The following is a 21639-nucleotide window of genomic DNA, read 5'->3' as shown; positions in this document are numbered from 1 at the left end:
TCCCGAAGCAATTGCGCCGGGAATGTACCATGTCAGTTTGTTCCAATCCACATCCGCAGGATCAGCGACACCAGCGTGACCGCCGCAACACCGCCGAGCCACAGCGCTACGAACCACAGCAGGCGCCGCGCCAGCGGACCGGATTGGTCAGGATTGGACATGCCGGGTCCGTCCGCGCTCAATGATACCCGCCTTCCGGATCGACCTTGCCGCGAAACACCCAGTAGGCCCACGCCGTGTAGATCAGGATGATCGGCACCAGGATGGCGACGCCGACCAGCATGAACAGCTGGCTGTTCTCCGGCGCCGCCGCCTGCCAGATGGTGATGCTGCGTGGAACGACATACGGCCAGATGCTGATGCCGAGTCCCGCGTAAGACAACAGGAACAGGCACAGCGTCAGCAAGAACGGCTGATAGTCGCGCTTCTGTGCCAGCGCCCGCAGCAGCAGTGCGGTGACGACCGCGACGGCGAGCGGGACCTGAGCGGTGGCCAGCACGTTCGGCCAGGCGAACCAGCGCTCTGAATAGTCGTAGCTCAGGAACGGCGTCGCGGCGCTGACCGCGACGATCGAGATCAGCATGGCGGCCAGCAGCCAGCGGCTCAGCCGATAGGCCTGCTCGCGCAGTTCTCCGGTTGTTTTCATCACCAGCCAGGTGGCACCGAGCAACGCGTAGCCGATCACCAGCGCGACGCCGGTGAGCAGGCTGAACGGCGTCAGCCAGTCCCACCAGCCGCCCGCATAGCCGCGGCCTTCCACCGCGACGCCCTGCAGCAGCGCGCCGAGCGCGATGCCCTGCGCTAGCGTGGCGATCAGCGATCCGAGGAAAAACGCGAGGTCCCAGCGGTTGCGCTCGCGCAGCGTGCGCCAGCGGAATTCGAACGCCACGCCGCGAAACACCAGGCCGAGCAGCATGGCGATGATCGGCGTGTACAGCGCCGGCATCAGTACCGCGTAGGCCAGCGGAAACGCCGCGAACAGCCCGCCGCCGCCGAGCACCAGCCAGGTCTCGTTGCCGTCCCACACCGGCGCCACGCTGTTCATCACCACGTCGCGGTCGCGCTTGGTGCGAAACAGCGGAAACAGGATGCCGAGGCCGAGATCGAAGCCGTCCATCACCACATAGACGAACACCGCGAACGCAATGATGAAGGCCCAGATCGTCGCGAGGTCGTATGCGATCGTCATCAGCCGAGCCTCCTTGTGGCGATCGCGGGAGCGGGGGTGATGCCGGCGGCGCGCGCCGGCGTGGCGCCGGGCGGGCCCTCTTCACCATGATGGGGCGGCTGCGCCATCAGCCGCAGGATGTACACGGTGCCGGCGAAGAACACCGCGAAGTACACGATCACGAAAGCGATCAGCGACGACGCCACGGCGGGCGAGGCCAGCGGCGACACCGAATCGGTGGTGCGCAGCAGCCCGAACACGGTGAACGGCTGCCGCCCGGTTTCGGTCGTCACCCAGCCGGCCAGCACCGCGATGAAGCCGGCGGGCCCCATGGTCAGCGCGAACCAGTGCAGCGGCCGCGACTCGTGCAGCCGGCCACGCCAGCGCAGCCACAGGCTGAGCGCGCCGAGCGTCGCCATCAGCACGCCGAGCCCGACCATGATGCGGAACGACCAGAAGGTGATCGGCACCGGCGGCCAGTCCTGCCGCGGCACGGTGTCGAGCCCGGCCAGCGGCGCGTCGAGCGAATGCTTCAGGATCAGCGACGACAGTTTTGGAATTTCCAGCGCGTAACGCACCACCGCGGCGTCCTGATCGGGCAGGCCGAACAGGATGAACGGCGCGCCGTCCGGGTGACTCTGGAAATGGCCTTCCATCGCCATCACCTTGGCGGGTTGATGCTCCAGCGTGTTGAGGCCATGAGCGTCGCCGGCGAAGATCTGGATCGGCGCCACGATGGTCAGCATCCACATCGCCATCGAGAACATCATTCGCGCGCCCGGCTGCCGCGTATTGCGCAGCAGGTGATAGGCGCCGACCGCGCCGACCACGAGCGAGGTGGTGAGATACGCAGCCAGCACCATGTGCACCAGCCGATAGGGGAACGAGGGGTTGAAGATCACCTTGAACCAGTCGACCGCGACGAACTGGCCGGACTCGTTGATCGCGTGACCGGCCGGCGTCTGCATCCAGGAATTCGCCGACAGGATCCAGAACGCCGAGATCAGCGTGCCGATCGCCACCATCAGGGTGGCGAGGAAATGCAGCCGCGGTCCGACCAGCTTGAGGCCGAACAGCATCACGCCGAGGAAGCCGGCCTCGAGAAAGAATGCGGTGAGCACCTCATATGCCATCAGCGGCCCGATCACCGGGCCGGTCTTGTCGGCGAACACCGCCCAGTTGGTACCGAACTGATACGACATCACGATGCCGGACACGACACCCATGCCGAACGCGATGGCGAAGATCTTCAGCCAGTAATTGAACAGGTTGATGAAGACCTCACGGCCGGTCCACAGCCACAGCGCCTCGAGCACGGCGAGATAGCTCGCGAGCCCGATCGAGAACGCCGGGAAGATGATGTGGAACGACATCGTGAAGGCGAACTGCGCGCGCGCCAGGACGACGGGGTCGAGGGCTTCAATCATTCGACAAATCCGCGACGATGACAGGCCGGCAACGCAACGCATTGCGTGACGATCCTATCTTTTGCGACAGGAGGTGCCTAGCTGTTAGCCGATGACCCGGCCGCGGCGCGCTTGGCCATTTTGTCCATGCAAGTCCACTTTGGTCGGGGGCAGGAGCGACGCCGCAAAAAGCAAAACCCGGACGGTGGGCACCCCGTCCGGGTCGCTTGGAGGCTGCGATGGTTATCAAGCCTTGGAAAGAGCTTGTGGCTCCGGTCGCATCCGGTGCCGATATCGTCATCATCGCACCGAATTCTTTCCGGCCGATGTCGTCGATTGTTTCAATTGTGTCGTTGGCGGTCATCTTTGACGGCAACCATGCCAGCGACGCGTCAAGCTAACATCGCCGCACCAACGCGGGAATGCGGCCGCTGCGAGATTCTGTCTAAGGTGTCCGCCGCAGCCGGTCGATCATGCCGGCGTATGCGGCTTCGCGCCGCAGCTCGCTTGCCGCTGCCGCTCCTCACTGGCCATTGTTGACGCCGTTTTGGTTCACGCCGCCATGGTTTCGACCCCGTGGCGCTTCAAGAGTTCGCCGAGTTGCTTGCGGGCGTAGAACATCCGCGTCTTCACCGTGCTCTGCGGAATGCCGACGATGCGGCCGACCTCCTCGACCGATTTCTCGTGATAGTAAACGAGATTGATGATCTCGCGATGCGCCGGCGTCAGCCTGGCAATGCAGGCGCGCAGGATGTCGCTGGTGCGGCTGCGCTCGAGCGCTGCTTCGGGATTGTCGGCGCCGTCCGGAATGTCGAGCACGTCGTCCTGATCGATATCTTCGTGCTGACGTTGACGCAGCGCGGTCAGTGCCTTGAAGCGCGCGATCGACAGCAGCCAGGTCGACACCTGGGCCCGGCCTTCGAACTGCCGCGCCGTGCGCCACACGTCGAGAAACACCTGGCTGACGAGATCCTCGGCGGTCGCTGCGTCGCGCAGCATGCGCAGGATGAAGCGATACACCCGGACATGGTGCCGCGAATACAGCGTATGCATCGCGGTCCGATCGCCCGCCGCAATGCTTGCGAGCAGCATCTCGTCCGTCGTAGCGCGCGCGGCGGCAATGCCCTGACGACCCGCTTCATTGATGGCGATGACATTTTGCATGAACGGCTCCCGTATGCCGCCGCACTCCCCCGCGGCGTTCGTTGGGAGCTTTACTAGTCAGGCACCATTTCAGGACGTCTGCACCGAAAGTCGAAAATGGTTTCATGGATTTGAAAAATATTTCGTCGGAGGGCCGGCGACGAAACATTCCGGCGAAAATCCCAAGAGTTTCAGAGATTTTCTAACCACTGCCCGTCGCCCGTCACCCGGCGGTGCCGCTGCACCGACAATGCGCCCGACCAGCGACCTACGAGCACGCGGTTCCGCAAGGAAGGTAGCATCACCCGCGCCTGCGGGTGATCCAGTATCGCGGTGCATTGGGGCAGATGCACTGCCCCCTCGACAGCGCCCTGGAGTACCGGGTCGCCGGCCTTCGGGGCGATGACGGTGGGGGCGAAGCATTGCTGACTCGTCTGCGCGTCACGCATCCGTCATTGTCGGGCTTGACCCGGCAATCCGTCCTCTTCGCAAAATCTCTCGTGAAATTCGCTTCGCGTGCGAAGGATGCGCGGGTCAAGCCTGAGCATCACCGTCGAATATGGTGACGCGCGCCACGACGATGATCGTCTTCACCGCCGCCGCTCCGTTCATGCCCGCTCCGACGCCGGCGAGAACAGATAGCCGCCGCCGCGGATGGTGCGGATCACGGCCGGCTTGGTCGGGTCGGGCTCGATCTTGCGGCGGATCCGCATGATGCGCAGGTCAACGGCGCGGTCGAAGGCCTCGGCGTCGCGGGCGTTGGCGAGCTCGAGCAGCCGCTCCCGCGACAGCACCCGCTTCGGATTGGCGGCGAACACCTTGAGGAGGCCGAATTCCGAGGCGGTCAGCGGATGCTCGTTGCCGTCGTCGTCGCGCAGCGACTGCGCCTCGAGGTCGAGCCATTTTGTGCCGAAGCGCACCAGCTGTTCGTTGGCGGGTTTGGCCGGGGCGGCGGGAGCGGGGGCCTCGGCCGGCCTCGGCGCGGCGCGGCGCAGCACCGAGCGGATCCGGGCCATCAGCTCGCGCAGCTCGCAGGGCTTGGCCACATAGTCGTCGGCGCCGAGCTCAAGTCCGACGACGCGGTCGATCGGGCTGGCGGTCGCGGTCAGCATGATCACCGGCACGTTGGTCTTGGCCTTGAGGTCGCGGATGATCGACAGCCCGTCTTCCTCCGGCATGTTGAGGTCGAGCACCACCAGGTCCGGCACCTTGACGGCGATCTCGGCCCGCAGGCTCTTGCCGCCGTCGCACAGCGTGACCGCGAAGCCGTGCATCTTCAGATAATCGCCGACCATCTCGCGGGCCGGCGCTTCGTCGTCGACGACGATGATGTGCGGGTTCTGGCTCATGATGCGGGAGACGCTGCCGGCAGGGTGATGGTGAAGGTCGAGCCCTGGCCGGGCCCTTCGCTCTGGGCGCGGACGTTGCCGCCATGCATGTCGATGATCTTCTTGACGATCGACAGGCCGAGCCCGGTCGAGCTTTCGCCCGCGGTCGGCTTCGCCGACAGCCGCTGGAAGCGCCCGAACAGCCGACTGAGATCCTCGGGCGACAATCCGGCGCCCTCGTCGGTCACGCGGATCACCGTGGTGGCGGCGTCGCCGTCGACCTGCAGCGAGATCTTGCCGCCGATCGGGCTGTACTTGATGGCATTGCTGACCAGATTGTCGATCGCCTCACGAACCCGGTCGGAGTCGCACATCGTCACGCGTCCGGTCGGGATCGAGACCGCGATCGCCTGCTGCTTGTTCTGCGCCATCGGCCGGTTGGCCTCGGCGACCTCGGCCACCAGCGCGGCGAGATCGACCGGCTCCCGGCGGATCGAAATGTCGAAGGCGTCGGCCATGGCGTCGGAGATCAGGTGGTCGACCATCGAGGTCAGCCGCCGCGTCGCCTCGCGGATGTGATCGACTTGGGCGATCACAGCGTCCTTGGAGGAGTCGGCGCTGATCAACTCGGTCAGCATTTCGGTCCGGCCGAGAATGACGCCGAGCGGGTTTTTCAGATCATGCGCGACGGTGCCGAGGATCTCGTTCTTGAAGGCATTGGCGCGCTGCAGCCGCATCCATTGCGTCGACAGCCGGCGGTTGGCCTGGGTCAGCGCGCGGGTGCGCTGCGCGACGCGCTCCTCGAGCTGGGTGTTGGCCTCGTGCAGCTGACGATACAGGATTACATTGTCGAACGCGATCGACAGTCGGCTGCCGAAGATCTCCACCAGCGAGCGGTCGGTTTCGGAGAGTTCGCGCTCGGACTGAAGCAGCACCACCACTTCGCGGCCGCTGCCGGTGCGGACATACAGCACGGTACGGTGGTCGGCGAATTCGTGCTTGCGGCGGCGGAATGCCTCCTCGACCATCTGCCGGACGTCTTGGTCGAGCGGCTTGATGCCGGGGCAGCCGATGAAGCGGCTGTAGCAGCCGGAGCCGGCCAGCACCGAGAAATCGTCGCCTGAATCGCGCAGCACCAGGATGCCGGCGCAGTCGACATTGAGCAGCGAGGCAATCTGGGTCAGCACGCCTTCGGCCAGCCGCTGCATCGACTTGAAGTCGTACAGCGTCGAGGCGGCGTCGATGATGATCTCGAGCCCGCGCCGCGTCTGCACCATGCGCTCGAGCTGCTGATAGCTGCGCAGCGCCGCGGTCAGCGAGGTGAACAGCTTGTCGGCGGTGAGCTCGGTCTTGGCCTTGTAGTCGTTGATGTCGTAGTCGACGATCACCCGCCGTTCCGGCGCCTGGCCTGGCTGCCCGGTGCGCAGAATGATCCGGACGGTCTCGTTGCGGATCTCGTTGCGGATATATTCGACCAGTTCGAGGCCGGCCGAGTCCGACTCCATGATGACGTCGAGCAGCACCGCGGCGATGTCCGGATGTGCCCGCATCAGCTCGCGGCCCTCCGCGCCCGAATAGGCGGAGAGGATTTCCAGGCTCTGGCCATTGAGGCTGTAGTCGCTGAGCGCGAAGCGGGTGCCTTCGTGCACCGCCGCGTCGTCGTCGATCACCGCGATTTTCCACCGCTTGGCATTCGACGGTTCGGCGACCGGATCGGCATCTTCGATCAGCTGGAGGATATCGTCCTGGTCGGCCATTGCAGATTTCCGTCGATGGGCGTGTCGGCGTCGGTCGGCCCGCCAGTGGCGGTTCGGGGCATGATAATGCGAAATGTCGTGCCTTGTCCTAGTCTTGATTCCAGCATCATGCGGCCGCCGAGTTGCTGCGTCACCAGATTGTAAACGATATGCAGGCCGAGCCCGGTACCGCCCTCAGTGCGACGGGTGGTGAAGAACGGATCGAACGCCTGTCGCTGCACGTCCGGCGTCATGCCGGCGCCGTTGTCGGCGAATACGATCTCGACGTCGTCGCCGCGCGGCCGGGCGGTGATCGTAATGCTGCCGGCGCGGCCGTTTGCGAAGGCGTGGTTGACGGCGTTGAGGAACAGGTTGGTCAGGATCTGGCCGTAGGAGCCCGGATAGCCGTTGATCACCAGCCCGTCCGGCACATCGATCAGCAGTTCGATCGGCGCCCGCTTCAGCACCGGTTTGAGGCTGGCGACGATCTGCTCGGTGGCCTCGTGCAGATCGAACGGCCGCCGCTCGGCATGGGAACGGTCGACCGCGACCTGCTTGAAGGACTGAATCAGCTCGGCGGCGCGCTGCAGATTGCCGACCAGCTGATGCGCGGCATCGCGCGACGCGCGCACGAATTCCTCGAGTTGAGACCGGCGCAGCGGCGTCTCGCCCTTCAGGTCGGCTTCGAACAGCGTTGCCTTGCGGGCGAAGCTCGACGCCACCGTCAGGCTGATGCCGATCGGGTTGTTGACCTCATGCGCCACGCCAGCCACCAGTCCGCCGAGCGCGGCTAGCCGCTCGGCGTCGATCAAATTCTGCTGCGCGGTATTCAGTTCGAGCAGCGCGCTCTCGGCCTTCTCCTTGGAGGCGCGCAGATCGTCCTCGGCCCGGCGCTTGTCGATGGCGTTCTCCCGGAACACTTCGACGGCCCGCGCCATTGCGCCGACCTCGTCGCGCGCCTCGGTGCCGGCGACACGGCGGTCGTAGTCGCCCGACGTAATGGCGCGCATCGCCGACAGGATCTGGTGCAATGGTTTGCGGATGCTGAACGCGATGATCGTACTGGCGATCAGGATCACGCCGATGAAGATCAACGCGATCCACAGCACCTTGCGGGAGATGCTGGTGAGGGTGCGGGCGAAGGTCTGCTGCGCCTTCTGCTCGCGCTGCCGCATCTGCACCGACAGCGCATCGATCGCCCCGATCGTCGCCGCCTGGCTGGCGTCGATCGAATGCCGCAGAAGGTCGCTGCGGCTGGCGAGCTGTTCGGACAGATCATGCAGGCCATCGCTCAGCGCCGCCGCGCGCTGCTTCAGCTTTTCCAGCGCCATCCGCTGCAGATCGTTGTCGGCGTAGCCGATCATCACCGGCACGGTGCGCTCGATCGTCTCGGTGTTGCGCCGGGCGTCTTCGGCGGCCTGCTTGGACAGCGACAGATAGTAAGAGTTCGCCGCCACCAGCATCGCGGTGAACGCCTCGCGCGAGCGGCCGAGCGCCGGCCAGATCGGCGCGTCGCGCCGGCCGGTGGCCCCCTCGATCACCGAATAGAGCGCAGCGATGTCGCGCGCCGGTCCCTGCACCCGGTTCTCGTAGGTGTCCCTGATCTTGCTCTGCAATGCGCGCAGATCGCCGAAACCGTTCAGGAAGCGTTCGGTCACACGCTCGAGTTCGGCGACCGACCCGGACAGGATCGGATCGTTGGCGGCGCGGTTGCTCAGCGACCCCAGCACCGACTCGCGCAACAGCAGGATCTCGGCGAACAGATCCGGGCTCGGCTGATTGATGTAGCGATGGATCAGGTTCTGCAACCGGCTGGTCTCGCTCTCCAGCAGCGCCAGGATCTGATCGGATTCGCGGACCTGCCGGACGTCGTCCCACGCCGAATTCAGCACCCGGGCGCCGCTCCAGATCAGGCTGGCCAGGATCAGCACCACCAGCGAATTCAGCAGTGCGATCGACAGGATGCGCCAGCGGATCGGCACCGCGCGAACCAGCCGGACGATGCCGGAGCGGCTCGCCAGGCTGACACCCGGGTCGCTGCTGTCGTCCTGGCGCGATGCCGTCGGGTTCAAATCAGTCAGCCCCGCGGAATACGATTGCCGCGTGCCTGGCGGCCGCAGATGATGAAGTGATGACGGAAGTCACACCGGCCCCCGTTGGACCTGCATTCGGCATTGCGGCTCGACTGGACAGCGGCAAGTTCGATCCCATAGACTTGGTATCCGCGACCGGGGCCGGAGAAGTCCCGCCAATGTAGCAGACCGGCATGGGATATGGCTATCGGGAGTAAGCGGCGGCGGGGGCGAGGTTCAATCCTGCTGATAGGCGGCATGCTGCTGGTGCTCGCGGGCGCGAGCCCTGCGCGTGCGGCGACCGATATTGCCTGGTGGCACGCGATGTCGGGCGAACTCGGCCGCCGTCTCGAAAAGCTCGCCGCCGATTTCAACGCCTCGCAATCGGACTACCGGGTCGTGCCCAGCTACAAGGGCAACTACACCGAGACCGTCACGGCTTCGATCTTCGCGTTCCGCTCGTCGAGCCAGCCGGCAATCGTGCAGGTCAACGAGATCGCCACCGCCACCATGATGGCGGCGCGCGGCGCGGTCTATCCGGTGTACGAATTGATGCGCGACGAGAACGAAGCGTTCTCGCCGGCCGACTATCTGCCCGCAGTGGCCGGCTACTACGTCGATCTCGACGGCAATATGTTGTCGTTCCCGTTCAACGCCTCGACGCCGATCCTGTACTACAACAAGACCGTGTTCCGGAAAGCGGGCCTCGATCCCGACAAGCCGCCCGGCAGTTGGCCGGAGCTTGGCGCTGCCGCCGCCAAGCTGGTCGCCGCCGGCATGGCCTGCGGCTTCACCACCTCATGGCCATCCTGGATCAACGTCGAGAATTTCTCCGCCTATCACAATCTGCCGCTCGCCACGCAATCCAACGGTCTCGGCGGGCTGGACGCCGTGCTGGTGTTCAACAATCCGGTGCTGGTGCGCCATGTCGCGCAACTGGCCGAATGGCAGAAGACCAGGGCGTTCGACTATGGCGGCCGCGCCACCGCGGCCGAGCCGCGATTCCAGCAGGGCGACTGCGGCATTTTCATCGGCTCGTCGGCGACGCGTGCCGACATCATCGCCAACTCGAAATTCGACGTCGGCTATGGCCGGCTGCCGTATTGGCCGGATGTCGCCGGCGCGCCGCAGAACACCATCATCGGCGGCGCCACGCTGTGGGTGCTGCGGGGGCGGCCGGCGCAGGAATATAAAGGCGTCGCCAAATTTTTCGCCTATCTGTCCCGGCCGGAGATCCAGGCCGGCTGGCATCAGGCCACCGGCTATCTGCCGGTGACGCGCGCCGCCTACGAACTGACCCGCGCGCAGGGCTTCTACGACCGCAATCCCGGAACCGCGATCTCGATCGAGCAGATCACGCTGAAGCCTCCCACCGAGAATTCGCGCGGGCTGCGGCTGGGATCCTTCACGTTGATCCGCGACGTCATCGACGACGAACTGGAACAAACGTTCAGCGGCCGCAAGCCGGCGCAGGCCGCGATGGACTCCGCGGTCGAGCGCGGCAACAAATTGCTGCGGCAGTTCGAAAGAACCCAGCCCTGAGCGCGCACCGGACGGGATGTGCGGTGATCGGGTAGCGCCGGAATTTTCCCTGATGTCTGGTGTTCGTCCCCTGCCGAGCAACGATGGCCGCCATCGTCGGCATGAATCAACAAATGACGGGCAACAGGGTGGATGACAATCGCAGATCGCCTCGACAGGGCGTCGAGGAGCCGGCTCATGTGTCTTTCAATGGCGTCAGCCTCGGCTGCCTGGTGGTCAACATCTCCGAGGAGGGGGCCGCCCTGGAGGTCGAATTCGCCGCTTACATTCCCCCGCGGTTCCGCCTGGTAACCGCCTCCGGCGTCCGCGACTGCCGTCTGGTCTGGATCAAACAAACCCGCATCGGTGTCGCCTTCGACGATCAACCCTAAACCCCAAGCGCCGCGCGCTCCTCTCCCGCCGGCGGGAGAGGCTGGGGTGAGGCCGACGCAAGCACAGTGCTCGTGGACCCCCCGACCCCTCCCCGCAAGCCGGAGGGGAGATCATGCCGCTCGCCCTACGCTTCAGGCGCCCATATCTCAATCTGCACTATAATTCTTGCCTTCGCGCTGTCCTGAATTATGCTGCCGTCAAAGCTTCGGGACAACGCCGGGCCGGCGCTCACGTTGGCATCGGCTCACGCCAAAAAACACCGAACGACCAGACACCAAGGGGTAGAAACGCCATGTCCGACACTCGACGTTTGCCGCCAATGTCCCGCCGCGCGCTGCTCACCGGCGCGGCGGGGGCCGCCACGCTGGCTACGCTGCCGCGCTTTGCCACGCCGGCGATCGCCCAGGCGGCCCCGCTCAAGGTCGGGCTGATGCTGCCCTACACCGGCACGTTCGCGAAGCTCGGCCAGTTCATCGATGACGGCTTCCGTCTGCGCGTCGAGCAGCTCGGCGGCAAGCTCGGCGGCCGCGAGGTGACCTTCGTGCAGGTCGACGACGAGTCCAAGCCCGAGACCGCGACCGACAACATGAACAGGCTGGTCGGCCGCGACAAGGTCGACGTCGTGATCGGCACGGTGCATTCCGGCGTGGCCATGGCGATGGTCAAGGTCGCGCGCGACTCGGGCACGATGCTCATCATCCCAAATGCCGGCGCCAACGACGCCACCGGACCGGCCTGCGCGCCCAACATCTTCCGCACTTCGTTCTCGAACTGGCAGACCACCTTCCCGATGGGCAAGGTGATGGCCGACGCCGGCATCAAGAACGTCGCCACCATCACCTGGAAGTACACCGCCGGCGCCGAGATGGTCGGCGCCTTCGCGGAGAACTTCACCAAAAACGGCGGCAAGATCGTCGAGGATTTGACGCTGCCGTTCCCGCAGGTCGAATTCCAGGCGCTGATCACCCGCATCGCCCAGCTCAAGCCGGACGCGGTGTTCAGCTTCTTCGCCGGCGGCGGCGCGGTGAAGTTCGTCAAGGACTACGCGGCCGCGGGCCTGGGCAAGTCGATCCCGCTGTACGGCGCCGGCTTTCTCACCGACGGCACGATCGAGGCGCAGGGCGAAGCGGCGAACGGCATCAAGACCACGCTGCACTACGCCGACAATCTCGATAACCCCGCCAACGTCGCGTTCCTCAAAGCCTTCAAGGCCAAGACCCAGAAGGACGGCGACATCTATGCGGTGCAGGGGTTCGACGCCGCCTCGCTGCTCGACATCGGCCTCGGCACCGTCAAGGGCGACGCTGGCGCGCGCGACGCGATGATCAAGGCGATGGCGGCGGCAAAGATCGACAGCCCGCGCGGCCCGCTGTCGTTCAACAAGGCCCACAATCCGATCCAGAACATCTACCTCCGCGAAGTCCGCAACGGCCGCAACGAAATGATCTCGATCGCCCAAAGCGACGTTGACGACCCCGCGCGCGGCTGCCGGATGACGTGACAACGTCGGCCTACCAAGTACTAGCACCGTCATTCCGGGGCGCGCGCCCTTCGCGCGCGAACCCGGAATCCAGAAGTTGGTACCACCTCCGGAATCGCAGAACAGCTCGGGATTCCGGGTTCGCTCGCTGCGCTCGCGCCCCGGAATGACGGGCGTGGGGAGAGCATTTGTGCGGACGAGGATGGGAGAGCACGTGTGGGGAGAGGGCGTAGAGCGCGGATGACACCATGGACCTGATCACCTTCGGCGTTCAGCTGCTCAATGCGGTGCAATACGGCATGGTGCTGTTCCTGGTCGCCAGCGGGCTGACGCTGGTGTTCGGCATCCTCGGCGTGATCAACCTGGCGCACGGCGCGTTCTACATGCTCGGCGCGTATCTGGCTTATTGGATCGCGCTGATGACCGGCAATTTCCTGGTCGCGTTGGTCGGCGGCGTCGCCATCGCCTTCGTGCTCGGGCTGGCGCTGGAAAGCGTGTTCATCCGCTGGCTGTATGGCCGCGATCACCTCGCGCAGGTGCTGCTGTCGTTCGGACTGATCCTGGTGATCGACGAAGTCCGCCAGATCCTGTTCGGCAAGGACGTGCACTCCGTCGCGCCGCCCGACTGGCTATCCGGCTCGATCCAGCTCACCGACAATCTGTCCTATCCGGTGTATCGCCTCGCCATCTGCGTGTTCTGCGTCGCGGTGGCGGCGCTGATCTTCCTGGTCATCACCCGCACCAAGATCGGCATGATCGTCCGCGCCGGCGCCGAGAACCGCGAGATGACCCGCGTGCTCGGCATCGACTACGACAAGGTCAACCGCCTCGTGTTCGCCGTCGGCATCGCGCTCGCTGCTTTGGGCGGCATCGTCACCGCGCCGATCTCGACGGTCTATCCCGGCATGGGCGACGGCATGCTGATCCTGAGCTTCGTGGTCGTGGTGCTCGGCGGCATCGGCTCGGTCGCCGGCGCCGCCATCGGCGCGCTGCTGATCGGCTTCACCGACACGTTCGGCAAGGTGTTCTTCCCCAGCGTATCGGGGATGCTGATCTATCTGCTGATGGCCTTGGTGCTGCTCTGGCGCCCCAACGGCATCATGGGCCGGCGGAAAGTGTGAGATGATTGTACGGCCCCACCCCACAACCACCGTCATGCCCGGGCTTGTCCCGCCTGCGGGTCCGGAGCCCCTTCGGCGCGGCGAAGGCCCGGGCATCCACGCCTTCCAGCGCGCACCGCAAGAAAGGCGTGGATGGCCGGGACAAGCCCGGCCATGACGGGGGAGAGGACGCGTATCATCAGGATGGGTCTCGTGCCTGCGTTGTGCCTCGCCGCCGCGCTGGCGCTGCCGTTCGTCGTGCCGCCATACTACGTGCAGTTCGCCAGCAAGGTGCTGATCCTCGGCGTGCTGGCGATGGCGCTCAATCTGGTGGTTGGGCAGGGCGGGCTGGTGTCGCTGTGCCACGCGGCGTTCTTCGGCCTCGCCGGCTATGTGCTGGCGCTGCTGTCGCCGAAATACGACCCGGCCTCGCTGCTGCTGACGCTGCCCGCCGCGGTGATCGCCGCCGGCGCGGTGGCGCTGGTGATCGGCGCATTGGCGCTGCGCACCCGCGGCGTGTACTTCATCATGGTGACGCTCGCCTTCGGCGAGATGCTGTTCTATCTGTTCCACGACGCCGATTTCGCCGGCGGCTCCGACGGCGCCTTCATCAACGCCAAGCCCGAACTGGTGATTGCCGGGGTCCGCCTGCTCGATCTCGACAAGCCGCTGGTGTTCTACTTCGTGGTGCTGGCCGTCACCGTCGGCGCCATCGCGCTCTTGACCATGCTGGTGCGCTCGCCGTTCGGCCACGCGCTCGCCGCCGCGCGCGACAATGAGCGCCGCGCCCGCGCGCTCGGTTTCCCGATTTTCCGCATCCGCCTGATCGCCTTCACGCTGTCGGGCGCGCTCGCCGGCCTCGCCGGTTACTTCGCGGCGATCCAGTTCGGCTTCGTTGCGCCGCAGATGCTCGGCTGGCACCAATCCGCGGTGGCGCTGGTGATGGTACTGATCGGCGGCCTCAGCACCGTCACCGGCCCGCTGATCGGCGCGCTGGTGCTGCTCGGCCTCGAAGAACTGCTGAAAGCGACGTTCGAGCAGTGGAAGCTGATCGAAGGCGTCATCGTCATCGCCATCGTGCTGCTGCTGCCGAACGGCGTGCGCCAGCTCTGGCCGATGCTGGCCGGCGAGCGGACGCCCGCGCGTGCGGACAAGCCGGCACCGGCACGCGCCGCTGCGCCGGAGACCGGCCATGCTTGAAGCCACGCTGCGCGCCGAGCGGCTCGGCAAACGCTTCGGTGGCCTGCGCGCCGTCGCCGACGTTTCGATCGAGATCAAGCGCGGCGAGATCCACGCGGTGATCGGCCCGAACGGCGCCGGCAAGTCGACGCTGATCAATCTGTTGTCCGGCGAACTGATCGCCAGCAGCGGCGCCATCCAGCTCGGCGATGTTGATATCACCAGCCTGGCGCCCGATCAGCGCGCTCGCGCCGGCATCGGCCGCGCCTTCCAGAAGACCACGATCTTCCCGCGCTTCACCGTGCACGAAAACGTCCGCCTCGCCGCGCAGGCGCGCTCGCGCACGCCGCTCCGCATGTTCGGCGGCGCCTTCGCCGATCCGGAGGTGCAGCGCCGCACGGCCGATGCGATCAGTCGCGCCGGCCTCGCCGGCCGCGAGTCCGTCGTCGCTAATGTGCTCAGCCACGGCGAACAGCGCCAGCTCGAGATCGCCATGGTGCTGGCCACCGATCCGTCGATCGTGCTGCTCGACGAGCCGCTTGCCGGCATGGGCCAGCTTGAAGCGCGTGGCATCATCGCGCTGATCGCCTCGCTGCGCGAACGCCACGCCGTCCTGATCGTCGAGCACGACATGGACGCTGTGTTCGAGCTCGCCGACCGGCTGACGGTGATGCAGGACGGGCAGGTGATTGCCTCCGGTTTGCCCCAAGAGGTGCGGCTCCATCCGGCAGTCCGGGCGGCCTATCTCGGCAACCACGGAGACGCCGCATGACCGCCCTGCTGCAGGCCGAGCGGCTCGAGGCGTTCTATGGCGCCAGCCAGATCCTGCACGGCATCGATCTGACGATCGCCCGCGGCGAACAGATCGCGCTGATCGGCCGCAACGGCATGGGCAAGACGACCTTGCTCCGCACGCTGATGGGCCTCGTGCCGTCGTGCCGCGGTCAACGCTTGCTTCACGGCGATAATATTGCCGGCGCACAGCCGGACGCGATCGCGCGCCGCGGCGTGGCATTGGTGCCGGAGGGGCGCGGCGTGTTCGGTGCGCTCACTGTGGTGGAGAATCTGATCATGGCCGCGCGGCCCGGCCGCGACGGCCGCGCGACCTGGACGCTGCCGCGGATCTTCGAGCTGTTTCCACGCCTCGCCGAACGGCGCGGTCACGGCGGCCATCAGCTCTCCGGCGGCGAACAGCAGATGCTGACGATCGGCCGCGCGCTGATGACCAATCCGGAATTGCTGCTGATCGACGAAGCCACCGAGGGCCTCGCGCCGCTGGTCGCGCAGGAAATCTGGCGCACCCTCGGCGTGATCCGCCACGAGGGCGTCGCCACGCTGGTGGTCGACAAGGACTTTCGCAGCCTCTCCGCAATCGCCGACCGCATGGTGCTGCTCGCCAAAGGCGCGATCGTATTCGATGGCGCACCGGCCAAACTGGCCGAGCAGCCGGAATTGCTGGAGCGGCATCTCGGCGTGTAGCAACGAATCCGTCATTCCGGGGCGCGCAGCGAAGCGGAGCGAACCCGGAATCCCGAGCCGTTCTGCGACTCCGACGTTCCCCCAATTTCGGGATTCCGGGTTCGCGCGCGAAGGGCGCGCGCCCCGGAATGACATTGCCTGGGGCGGACTAAACCGCCTCGTCCTTCAACCCGAACGCGCACGCATCCCGGCACAACACCGGCGACACCATCGCGATCAGTTTTGCGGCGGCCGTATCGACCGTCAGTCCCGCGGTATCGAGCACGCCGGCGGCGCGGGCGTAGAGCGGCTCGCGGCTGTGCAGGATGGTGCGGAGTTCCTGCATGGCGGCGCGGTCGTCGGCCATCGGCCGCAAATCGCCCTGGCGGCGGACGCGCGCCATGTGCTCCTCCGGCTCGGCCTTCAGCCAGATCGTGTAGAACGACGACAGGATTTGATCGAAAGTAATCGCCTCGGAGACGATGCCGCCGCCGGTCGCCAGCACCATCAGCTCCTTGCGCGCGAGGAGCTGCGTCAGCGCCGCCTGCTCCATGCGGCGAAAACCTTCCTGGCCGTACAGCGCGATGATCTCGGCGACCGACAGGCCGTTCTGCGCTTCGATTTCCTTGTTGAGCTCGACGAACGCCCAGCCGATCTTGTCGGCGAGGATCCGCCCGAGTGTCGACTTGCCGGCGCCGCGTAGTCCGATCAGCGCTACGCCGTGAAACGCATTGGCCCGCCGCGCCCCGGCGCCGAGCCGGCCCATGCCGGAGAGCACGTCCTTGGCGTGGGCGATCTGCACCGGCGTCGCACGGCGCACCAGATCGCGGATCACCGGCCAGTCGATCGATGGATCGCCGTTCGGCAGCAGATCCTCGAGCGGTGTCGCCAAGGCGTCCGACACGCGGCGCAGCAGCATGATCGAAACGTTGCCTTTGCCGCTCTCCAGCTGGGCGATGTAACGCTCGGAGATTCCGGAGACTTTCGCCAGCACCTTGCGCGACATGCCCCGCAGCCCGCGCAGCGTGCGGACACGCTGGCCGAGCTCTAGCAGGAAGCCGGCGTCGGATTCATTGGTGTCGGGCGTATCAGAAAGCGCGCTCATGCGGGCTGAATCATAGTGCCGTGCAGGATTGACAGCAACCCGTTCCGGTGGCTTCCTATGCACTATAATTCTAATGAACTATAATTCTAATGGGAGGACGCCATGAACCTTGGCGGGACCGGGCGATGCACGGGATGACCGGGGCTGGGTCGTACAATGCGGTGAGCTGGCTGCTCGACCGCAATGTCGCCGAGGGACGCGGCGACAAGCTCGCCTTCACCGACACGGTGTCCGAACTGAGCTACCGGCAGCTGCAGGCACAAACCTGCCGCGCCGCTAATCTTCTTAGCGGGCTCGGCGTTCGCCGCGAAGAGCGCGTGGCGATGATCATGCTGGATACGATCGACTTCCCGATCGTGTTCCTCGGCGCGATCCGTGCCGGCGTGGTGCCGGTGCCGCTCAACACGCTGCTCACGGCCGAGCAATACGCCTACGTGCTGGCCGACTGCCGCGCCCGCGTGCTGTTCGTCTCCGACGCGCTCTATCCGGTGGTGAAGGACATCATCGCCGGCCTACCGGATCTGGCGCATGTCGTCGTCTCGGGTCGTGACGCGTCCAGCCACCTCAAGCTTGCCGACGAGCTCGCGCGCGAGAGCGATAGTTTTGAGACCGCGCGCACGCATGCCGAGGAGCCGGCGTTCTGGCTTTACTCGTCGGGCTCGACCGGCATGCCGAAGGGCGTGCGGCATCTGCACGCCAACCTCGCCGCCACCGCCGAGACCTATGCCAAGCAGGTGCTGGGCATCCGCGAGAACGACGTCGTGCTGTCGGCGGCGAAACTGTTCTTCGCCTATGGGCTCGGCAATTCGCTGACCTTCCCGCTGTCGGTCGGCGCCACCACGGTGCTCAACGCCGAGCGGCCGACGCCGGCGGTGATCTATAAATTGATGCAGCGCTATCACCCAACGATCTTCTGCGGCGTGCCGACGCTGTTCGCCGCGATGCTCAACGATCCGGCGCTGAAGAGCGAGACCGCCGGCTCCCGCCTGCGGATTTGTACGTCGGCCGGCGAAGCGCTGCCGGAATCGGTCGGGCTCGCCTGGAAGGCGCGGTTCGGCGCCGACATTTTGGACGGCGTCGGCTCGACTGAACTGCTGCACATCTTCCTGTCCAACGCGCCGGGCGACATCCAGTACGGCACCTCGGGCCGTCCCGTGCCGGGCTACAAGGTGCGGCTCGTCAATGAGGCGGGCGCGGACGTCGCCGATGGCGAAGTCGGCGAGCTACTGGTCGATGCGCCGTCGGCCGGCGAGGGCTACTGGAATCAGCGCAGCAAGAGCCGCGCGACCTTCGAGGGCAACTGGACCCGCACGGGCGACAAGTACATTCGCGACGCCTCCGGCCGCTACACCTTCTGTGGCCGCGCCGACGACATGTTCAAGGTGTCGGGCATCTGGGTGTCGCCGTTCGAAGTCGAGAGCGCACTGATCACGCATCCGGCCGTGCTCGAAGCCGCGGTGGTGCCCGACGCCGATTTCGACGGCCTGCTCAAGCCACGCGCTTACGTCGTGCTGCGCGAAGGTTTTGCAGCGGACGGCCTGTACGAGCAGCTCAAGGACCACGTCAAGCAGAAGGTCGGGCCGTGGAAATATCCGCGCTGGATCGAGGTGGTCACGAGCCTGCCGAAGACCGCCACCGGCAAGATCCAGCGCTTCAAACTGCGCGAGGGCGGGCAGTGAGGCCGATGGCGGCTTGGCATCGCCTCTCCGCGAGTCGTCCCCGCGCAGGCGGGGACCCATACGCCGCAGCATCTCGATTGAAGCAAGTCGGCAGACACTTTTCTTCACCCGAGAAGTCAGGGGTTATGGGTCCCCGCCTGCGCGGGGACGACTCGTGGCGGGGGGCTGCGGCTGAACGTTGAGGCAGATGCGATAGCCTTCCCCAGCTGGAAGAATACAGGACAGCGCAAATGACTTCCCTTCCACCCTCCGGCCATCTCGCCATCGGCGATCACCAGCTCGAATATCGCATGATCGGGCCGTCGCCGGCCGAGGCGCCGACGCTGGTGTTGCTGCATGAAGGGCTTGGCAGCGTCGGGCTGTGGGGCGATTTCCCCGACAGGCTCGCTGCGGCGACAGGCGCCGGCGTGTTCGTGTATTCGCGTGCCGGCTATGGCGCCTCCAGCCCGGCGCAACTGCCGCGCAAGGTGGACTACATGCATCGCGAGGCGCTCGACGTGCTGCCGCGGGTGCTCGAGGCCATCGGATTTCGTCGCGGGCTGTTAGTTGGCCATTCCGACGGCGCGTCGATCGCCGCGATTTATGCCGGCGGCGTGCCGGACCATCGCGTTCGCGGCGTCACGCTGATCGCGCCGCATTTTGTGGTCGAGGATATTTCGGTGCAATCGATCGCCGAGATCAAGACCGCCTACGAGACCACCGAGCTGCGCACCAAGCTGGCGAAGTGGCACAAGGATGTCGACAACGCCTTCCGCGGCTGGAACGACGCCTGGCTTGATCCGGCGTTCCGCAACTGGGACATCACCGATCACCTCGCCTACATCCGCGTGCCGGTGCAGATCGTCCAGGGCGCCGATGATCAGTACGGCACGCTGCGGCAGATCGAGATTGCCGAGGCCGAGTGCTACTGCCCGGTCGAGACCGTGATCCTGCCCAGCACCGGCCACGCCCCGCATCGCGAGGCAACCGAGGCGACGGTCAAGGCCGTGGCGGAGTTCGCCAATCGACTGCTGCAAGGCCACGGCGAAGCTGGGCACGGCCAGGCGGCCTGACGGCAAGGTTGCAACAAAATGCATAATCGCGGCGACAAACGCTAGACCCGGGCAGCATCCTGCATTATATTGCATCTAACAAGTCTAGGGAGGAGCCGCATGGCCGCGGAGGATCGTGTTCTCGCCAATGGAGCGAGCCGGATCGATTTTCAGACCGATCCGTCGCGCTATCGGCATTGGAAGCTGGCGGTCGACGGCGAGGTGGCCACCCTCACCATGGACGTCGATGAGAATGGCGGCCTATTCGAAGGCTATCAGCTCAAGCTGAATTCCTACGACCTCGGCGTCGATATCGAGCTCGCCGACGCGATGCAGCGGCTGCGCTTCGAGCATCCGGGCGTGAAGGTGATCGTGCTGCGCTCCGGCAAGAACCGCGTGTTCTGCGCCGGCGCCAACATCCGCATGCTGGCCGGCGCGACGCATGCTCACAAGGTCAATTTCTGCAAATTCACCAACGAGACCCGCAACGGCTTCGAGGACTCCTCGGAGTTCTCCGGCCAGCGCAGCATCGCGGTGATCAATGGCACCGCGGCTGGAGGCGGGTACGAGCTGGCTCTCGCCGCCGATCAGATCATCATGGCCGATGACGGCGCCGCCGCCGTGGCGCTGCCGGAAGTGCCGCTGCTCGCCGTGCTGCCCGGCACCGGCGGCCTGACGCGCGTCGTCGACAAGCGCAAGGTCCGGCGCGACCGCGCCGATTTCTTCTGCACCATCGAGGAAGGCATCAAGGGCAAGCGCGCCGTGCAGTGGCGGCTGGTCGATGAGATCGCGCCGAACTCCAAGCTCGAAGCCAAGCTCGCCGACCGCGTGCAAGCGCTCGCCGCGTCGTCGCCGCGCAACGCCAGCGGCAAGGGCATCGAACTTACGCCGCTGACGCGTAACTTCGACGAGGCCGGCGTGCGCTATCAGTTCGTAAGCGTCGATCTCGACCGCGACGCGCGCATCGCCACCGTCTCGATCTCCGGTCCTGACTCTGCGCCGCCCGCCGATGTCGATGGTCTGATCGCGCAGGGCGCTTCCTATTGGCCGCTGCAGGTCGCGCGCGAGCTTGACGACGCGATCCTGCATCTGCGCATCAACGAACTCGGCATCGCGATGCTGGTGTTCAAATCGCATGGCGACAGCGCACAGGTGCTGGCGCACGACGCCTTCCTCGAGGCCAACAAGGCGCACTGGCTGGTCAACGAAATCCGGCATTATTGGAAGCGCGTGCTGAAGCGCGTCGACGTCACCTCGCGCACGCTGGTGGCGCTGGTCGAGCCCGGCTCCTGTTTCGCCGGCACGCTGGCCGAACTCGTGTTCGCCGCCGACCGCTCCTACATGCTGATCGGCACCCGCGAGGGTGATAACCGTCCGGCGCCGATGCTGACGCTGAGCGCGATGAACTTTGGCCCCTATCCGATGAGCCACGGCCTGACCCGGCTGCAGTCGCGCTTTCAGGCCGATCCGGACGAGCTCACGCAGGCGGAAGCGAAGATCGGCGAACCGCTTGACGCCGAGGCCGCCGATGAACTCGGCCTCGTCACCTTCGCGCTCGACGACATCGACTGGGACGACGAAGTCCGCGTCTTCCTCGAAGAGCGCGCCTCGTTTTCGCCCGACAGCCTCACTGGCATGGAAGCCAATCTGCGCTTCGTCGGCCCCGAGACGATGGAGTCGAAAATTTTCTCGCGCCTCACCGCGTGGCAGAACTGGATCTTCCAGCGCCCCAACGCCGTCGGCGAAGACGGCGCGCTGCGCCGCTACGGCACCGGCCAGAAGGCGCAGTACGACATGACGCGAGTCTGAGCCTCTCCGTCATTGCGAGCGCAGCGAAGCA

Annotated in this window: 19 protein-coding genes; 11 read left to right on the top strand and 8 right to left on the bottom strand. The window is 65.9% G+C overall.

Features of this window, described 5'->3' with window-relative positions; genetic code table 11:
* Window positions 1–32: 32 nt before the first annotated feature.
* The 3 genes from D4Q52_RS11220 to D4Q52_RS11210 are packed head-to-tail and all read right to left on the bottom strand — an operon-like array spanning window position 33 to window position 2595.
* On the bottom strand, window positions 33–161 hold the full coding sequence (locus tag D4Q52_RS11220; RefSeq protein ID WP_119856651.1) for a DUF2474 domain-containing protein: 129 nt from the start codon (window positions 159–161) through the stop codon (window positions 33–35).
* A gap of 17 nt (window positions 162–178) precedes the next feature.
* Window positions 179–1189: a cytochrome d ubiquinol oxidase subunit II gene (gene cydB, locus D4Q52_RS11215; protein ID WP_182915291.1), complete on the bottom strand. Its 1011-nt coding sequence runs from the start codon at window positions 1187–1189 to the stop codon at window positions 179–181.
* Window positions 1189–2595 carry a cytochrome ubiquinol oxidase subunit I gene (locus D4Q52_RS11210; protein ID WP_119856650.1) on the bottom strand — a complete coding sequence of 469 codons (1407 nt, stop codon included), beginning with the start codon at window positions 2593–2595 and terminating at the stop codon, window positions 1189–1191. Before D4Q52_RS11210 ends, cydB begins: the two co-directional genes overlap by 1 nt.
* A gap of 218 nt (window positions 2596–2813) precedes the next feature.
* Between D4Q52_RS11210 and D4Q52_RS26470 the strand changes: the two genes are divergently transcribed.
* On the top strand, window positions 2814–2975 hold the full coding sequence (locus D4Q52_RS26470; RefSeq protein ID WP_182915290.1) for a hypothetical protein: 162 nt from the start codon (window positions 2814–2816) through the stop codon (window positions 2973–2975).
* A gap of 151 nt (window positions 2976–3126) precedes the next feature.
* Here D4Q52_RS26470 and D4Q52_RS11205 read toward each other — a convergent pair whose 3' ends face one another.
* The 4 genes from D4Q52_RS11205 to D4Q52_RS11185 form a co-directional block, all read right to left on the bottom strand.
* Window positions 3127–3738, bottom strand: a complete 612-nt coding sequence (locus D4Q52_RS11205; RefSeq protein ID WP_119856649.1) for a sigma-70 family RNA polymerase sigma factor — start codon at window positions 3736–3738, stop codon at window positions 3127–3129.
* Window positions 3739–4325: 587 nt separating this feature from the next.
* Window positions 4326–5066, bottom strand: coding sequence for a response regulator (locus D4Q52_RS11195; protein ID WP_119856647.1), 741 nt, complete (start codon window positions 5064–5066; stop codon window positions 4326–4328).
* Window positions 5063–6802, bottom strand: coding sequence for an ATP-binding response regulator (locus tag D4Q52_RS11190; protein WP_119856646.1), 1740 nt, complete (start codon window positions 6800–6802; stop codon window positions 5063–5065). The genes D4Q52_RS11195 and D4Q52_RS11190 overlap by 4 nt, the downstream gene beginning before the upstream one ends.
* Window positions 6772–8802, bottom strand: a complete 2031-nt coding sequence (locus tag D4Q52_RS11185) for an ATP-binding protein (RefSeq protein ID WP_425328478.1) — start codon at window positions 8800–8802, stop codon at window positions 6772–6774. The genes D4Q52_RS11190 and D4Q52_RS11185 overlap by 31 nt, the downstream gene beginning before the upstream one ends.
* 309 nt (window positions 8803–9111) lie before the next feature.
* On the opposite strand from D4Q52_RS11185, the gene ugpB reads away from it, so the two are divergent.
* The 7 genes from ugpB (at window position 9112) to D4Q52_RS11150 (ending at window position 16005) form a co-directional block, all read left to right on the top strand.
* A complete protein-coding gene (gene ugpB / locus D4Q52_RS11180) occupies window positions 9112–10395 on the top strand; it encodes a sn-glycerol-3-phosphate ABC transporter substrate-binding protein UgpB (protein WP_234831150.1) in 1284 nt (427 codons plus the stop codon).
* A gap of 83 nt (window positions 10396–10478) precedes the next feature.
* Window positions 10479–10766 carry a PilZ domain-containing protein gene (locus D4Q52_RS11175; protein WP_234831149.1) on the top strand — a complete coding sequence of 96 codons (288 nt, stop codon included), beginning with the start codon at window positions 10479–10481 and terminating at the stop codon, window positions 10764–10766.
* Between the two features lie 293 nt (window positions 10767–11059).
* Window positions 11060–12268: an ABC transporter substrate-binding protein gene (locus D4Q52_RS11170; protein WP_119856644.1), complete on the top strand. Its 1209-nt coding sequence runs from the start codon at window positions 11060–11062 to the stop codon at window positions 12266–12268.
* 227 nt (window positions 12269–12495) lie between these two features.
* A complete protein-coding gene (locus D4Q52_RS11165; protein ID WP_119856643.1) occupies window positions 12496–13368 on the top strand; it encodes a branched-chain amino acid ABC transporter permease in 873 nt (290 codons plus the stop codon).
* A gap of 183 nt (window positions 13369–13551) precedes the next feature.
* Window positions 13552–14547 carry a branched-chain amino acid ABC transporter permease gene (locus D4Q52_RS11160; protein WP_234831148.1) on the top strand — a complete coding sequence of 332 codons (996 nt, stop codon included), beginning with the start codon at window positions 13552–13554 and terminating at the stop codon, window positions 14545–14547.
* Window positions 14540–15298: an ABC transporter ATP-binding protein gene (locus tag D4Q52_RS11155; protein WP_119856641.1), complete on the top strand. Its 759-nt coding sequence runs from the start codon at window positions 14540–14542 to the stop codon at window positions 15296–15298. Before D4Q52_RS11160 ends, D4Q52_RS11155 begins: the two co-directional genes overlap by 8 nt.
* Window positions 15295–16005, top strand: a complete 711-nt coding sequence (locus tag D4Q52_RS11150) for an ABC transporter ATP-binding protein (RefSeq protein ID WP_119856640.1) — start codon at window positions 15295–15297, stop codon at window positions 16003–16005. Before D4Q52_RS11155 ends, D4Q52_RS11150 begins: the two co-directional genes overlap by 4 nt.
* A gap of 148 nt (window positions 16006–16153) precedes the next feature.
* On the opposite strand, the gene D4Q52_RS11145 is transcribed toward D4Q52_RS11150, so the two are convergent.
* Complete coding sequence (locus D4Q52_RS11145) at window positions 16154–17089, bottom strand: helix-turn-helix transcriptional regulator (protein ID WP_119856639.1); 936 nt, start codon at window positions 17087–17089, stop codon at window positions 16154–16156.
* Window positions 17090–17214: 125 nt separating this feature from the next.
* On the opposite strand from D4Q52_RS11145, the gene D4Q52_RS11140 reads away from it, so the two are divergent.
* The 3 genes from D4Q52_RS11140 to boxC all read left to right on the top strand — a co-directional run bounded on the left by D4Q52_RS11140 (window position 17215) and on the right by boxC (window position 21608).
* Window positions 17215–18768 (top strand): benzoate-CoA ligase family protein, encoded by a 1554-nt coding sequence (locus D4Q52_RS11140; RefSeq protein WP_182915288.1) that lies wholly within the window; start codon window positions 17215–17217, stop codon window positions 18766–18768.
* 230 nt (window positions 18769–18998) lie between these two features.
* The gene (locus D4Q52_RS11135; protein WP_119856637.1) at window positions 18999–19820 is read left to right on the top strand and encodes an alpha/beta fold hydrolase; all 822 of its coding nucleotides are present in this window, start codon (window positions 18999–19001) and stop codon (window positions 19818–19820) included.
* Between the two features lie 99 nt (window positions 19821–19919).
* Window positions 19920–21608 (top strand): 2,3-epoxybenzoyl-CoA dihydrolase, encoded by a 1689-nt coding sequence (gene boxC, locus D4Q52_RS11130; protein WP_119856636.1) that lies wholly within the window; start codon window positions 19920–19922, stop codon window positions 21606–21608.
* The last annotated feature ends 31 nt before the right edge of the window (window positions 21609–21639 follow it).

The sequence above is a fragment of the Rhodopseudomonas palustris genome (assembly GCF_003591005.1).
GTDB classification, from domain to species: Bacteria; Pseudomonadota; Alphaproteobacteria; order Rhizobiales; family Xanthobacteraceae; genus Rhodopseudomonas; species Rhodopseudomonas palustris_K.
This window is presented reverse-complemented; position numbering and strand designations above follow the sequence as displayed.

Excerpts from the sequence above, each read along its gene's own strand:
- D4Q52_RS11220 (WP_119856651.1), bottom strand. The coding sequence starts at position 161 with ATGTCCAATCCTGACCAATCCGGTCCGCTGGCGCGGCGCCTGCTGTGG.
- cydB (WP_182915291.1), bottom strand. The coding sequence starts at position 1,189 with ATGACGATCGCATACGACCTCGCGACGATCTGGGCCTTCATCATTGCG.
- D4Q52_RS11210 (WP_119856650.1), bottom strand. The coding sequence starts at position 2,595 with ATGATTGAAGCCCTCGACCCCGTCGTCCTGGCGCGCGCGCAGTTCGCC.
- D4Q52_RS26470 (WP_182915290.1), top strand. The coding sequence starts at position 2,814 with ATGGTTATCAAGCCTTGGAAAGAGCTTGTGGCTCCGGTCGCATCCGGT.
- D4Q52_RS11205 (WP_119856649.1), bottom strand. The coding sequence starts at position 3,738 with ATGCAAAATGTCATCGCCATCAATGAAGCGGGTCGTCAGGGCATTGCC.
- D4Q52_RS11195 (WP_119856647.1), bottom strand. The coding sequence starts at position 5,066 with ATGAGCCAGAACCCGCACATCATCGTCGTCGACGACGAAGCGCCGGCC.
- D4Q52_RS11190 (WP_119856646.1), bottom strand. The coding sequence starts at position 6,802 with ATGGCCGACCAGGACGATATCCTCCAGCTGATCGAAGATGCCGATCCG.
- ugpB (WP_234831150.1), top strand. The coding sequence starts at position 9,112 with ATGCTGCTGGTGCTCGCGGGCGCGAGCCCTGCGCGTGCGGCGACCGAT.
- D4Q52_RS11175 (WP_234831149.1), top strand. The coding sequence starts at position 10,479 with ATGGCCGCCATCGTCGGCATGAATCAACAAATGACGGGCAACAGGGTG.
- D4Q52_RS11170 (WP_119856644.1), top strand. The coding sequence starts at position 11,060 with ATGTCCGACACTCGACGTTTGCCGCCAATGTCCCGCCGCGCGCTGCTC.
- D4Q52_RS11165 (WP_119856643.1), top strand. The coding sequence starts at position 12,496 with ATGGACCTGATCACCTTCGGCGTTCAGCTGCTCAATGCGGTGCAATAC.
- D4Q52_RS11160 (WP_234831148.1), top strand. The coding sequence starts at position 13,552 with ATGGGTCTCGTGCCTGCGTTGTGCCTCGCCGCCGCGCTGGCGCTGCCG.
- D4Q52_RS11155 (WP_119856641.1), top strand. The coding sequence starts at position 14,540 with ATGCTTGAAGCCACGCTGCGCGCCGAGCGGCTCGGCAAACGCTTCGGT.
- D4Q52_RS11150 (WP_119856640.1), top strand. The coding sequence starts at position 15,295 with ATGACCGCCCTGCTGCAGGCCGAGCGGCTCGAGGCGTTCTATGGCGCC.
- D4Q52_RS11145 (WP_119856639.1), bottom strand. The coding sequence starts at position 17,089 with ATGAGCGCGCTTTCTGATACGCCCGACACCAATGAATCCGACGCCGGC.
- D4Q52_RS11140 (WP_182915288.1), top strand. The coding sequence starts at position 17,215 with ATGCACGGGATGACCGGGGCTGGGTCGTACAATGCGGTGAGCTGGCTG.
- D4Q52_RS11135 (WP_119856637.1), top strand. The coding sequence starts at position 18,999 with ATGACTTCCCTTCCACCCTCCGGCCATCTCGCCATCGGCGATCACCAG.
- boxC (WP_119856636.1), top strand. The coding sequence starts at position 19,920 with ATGGCCGCGGAGGATCGTGTTCTCGCCAATGGAGCGAGCCGGATCGAT.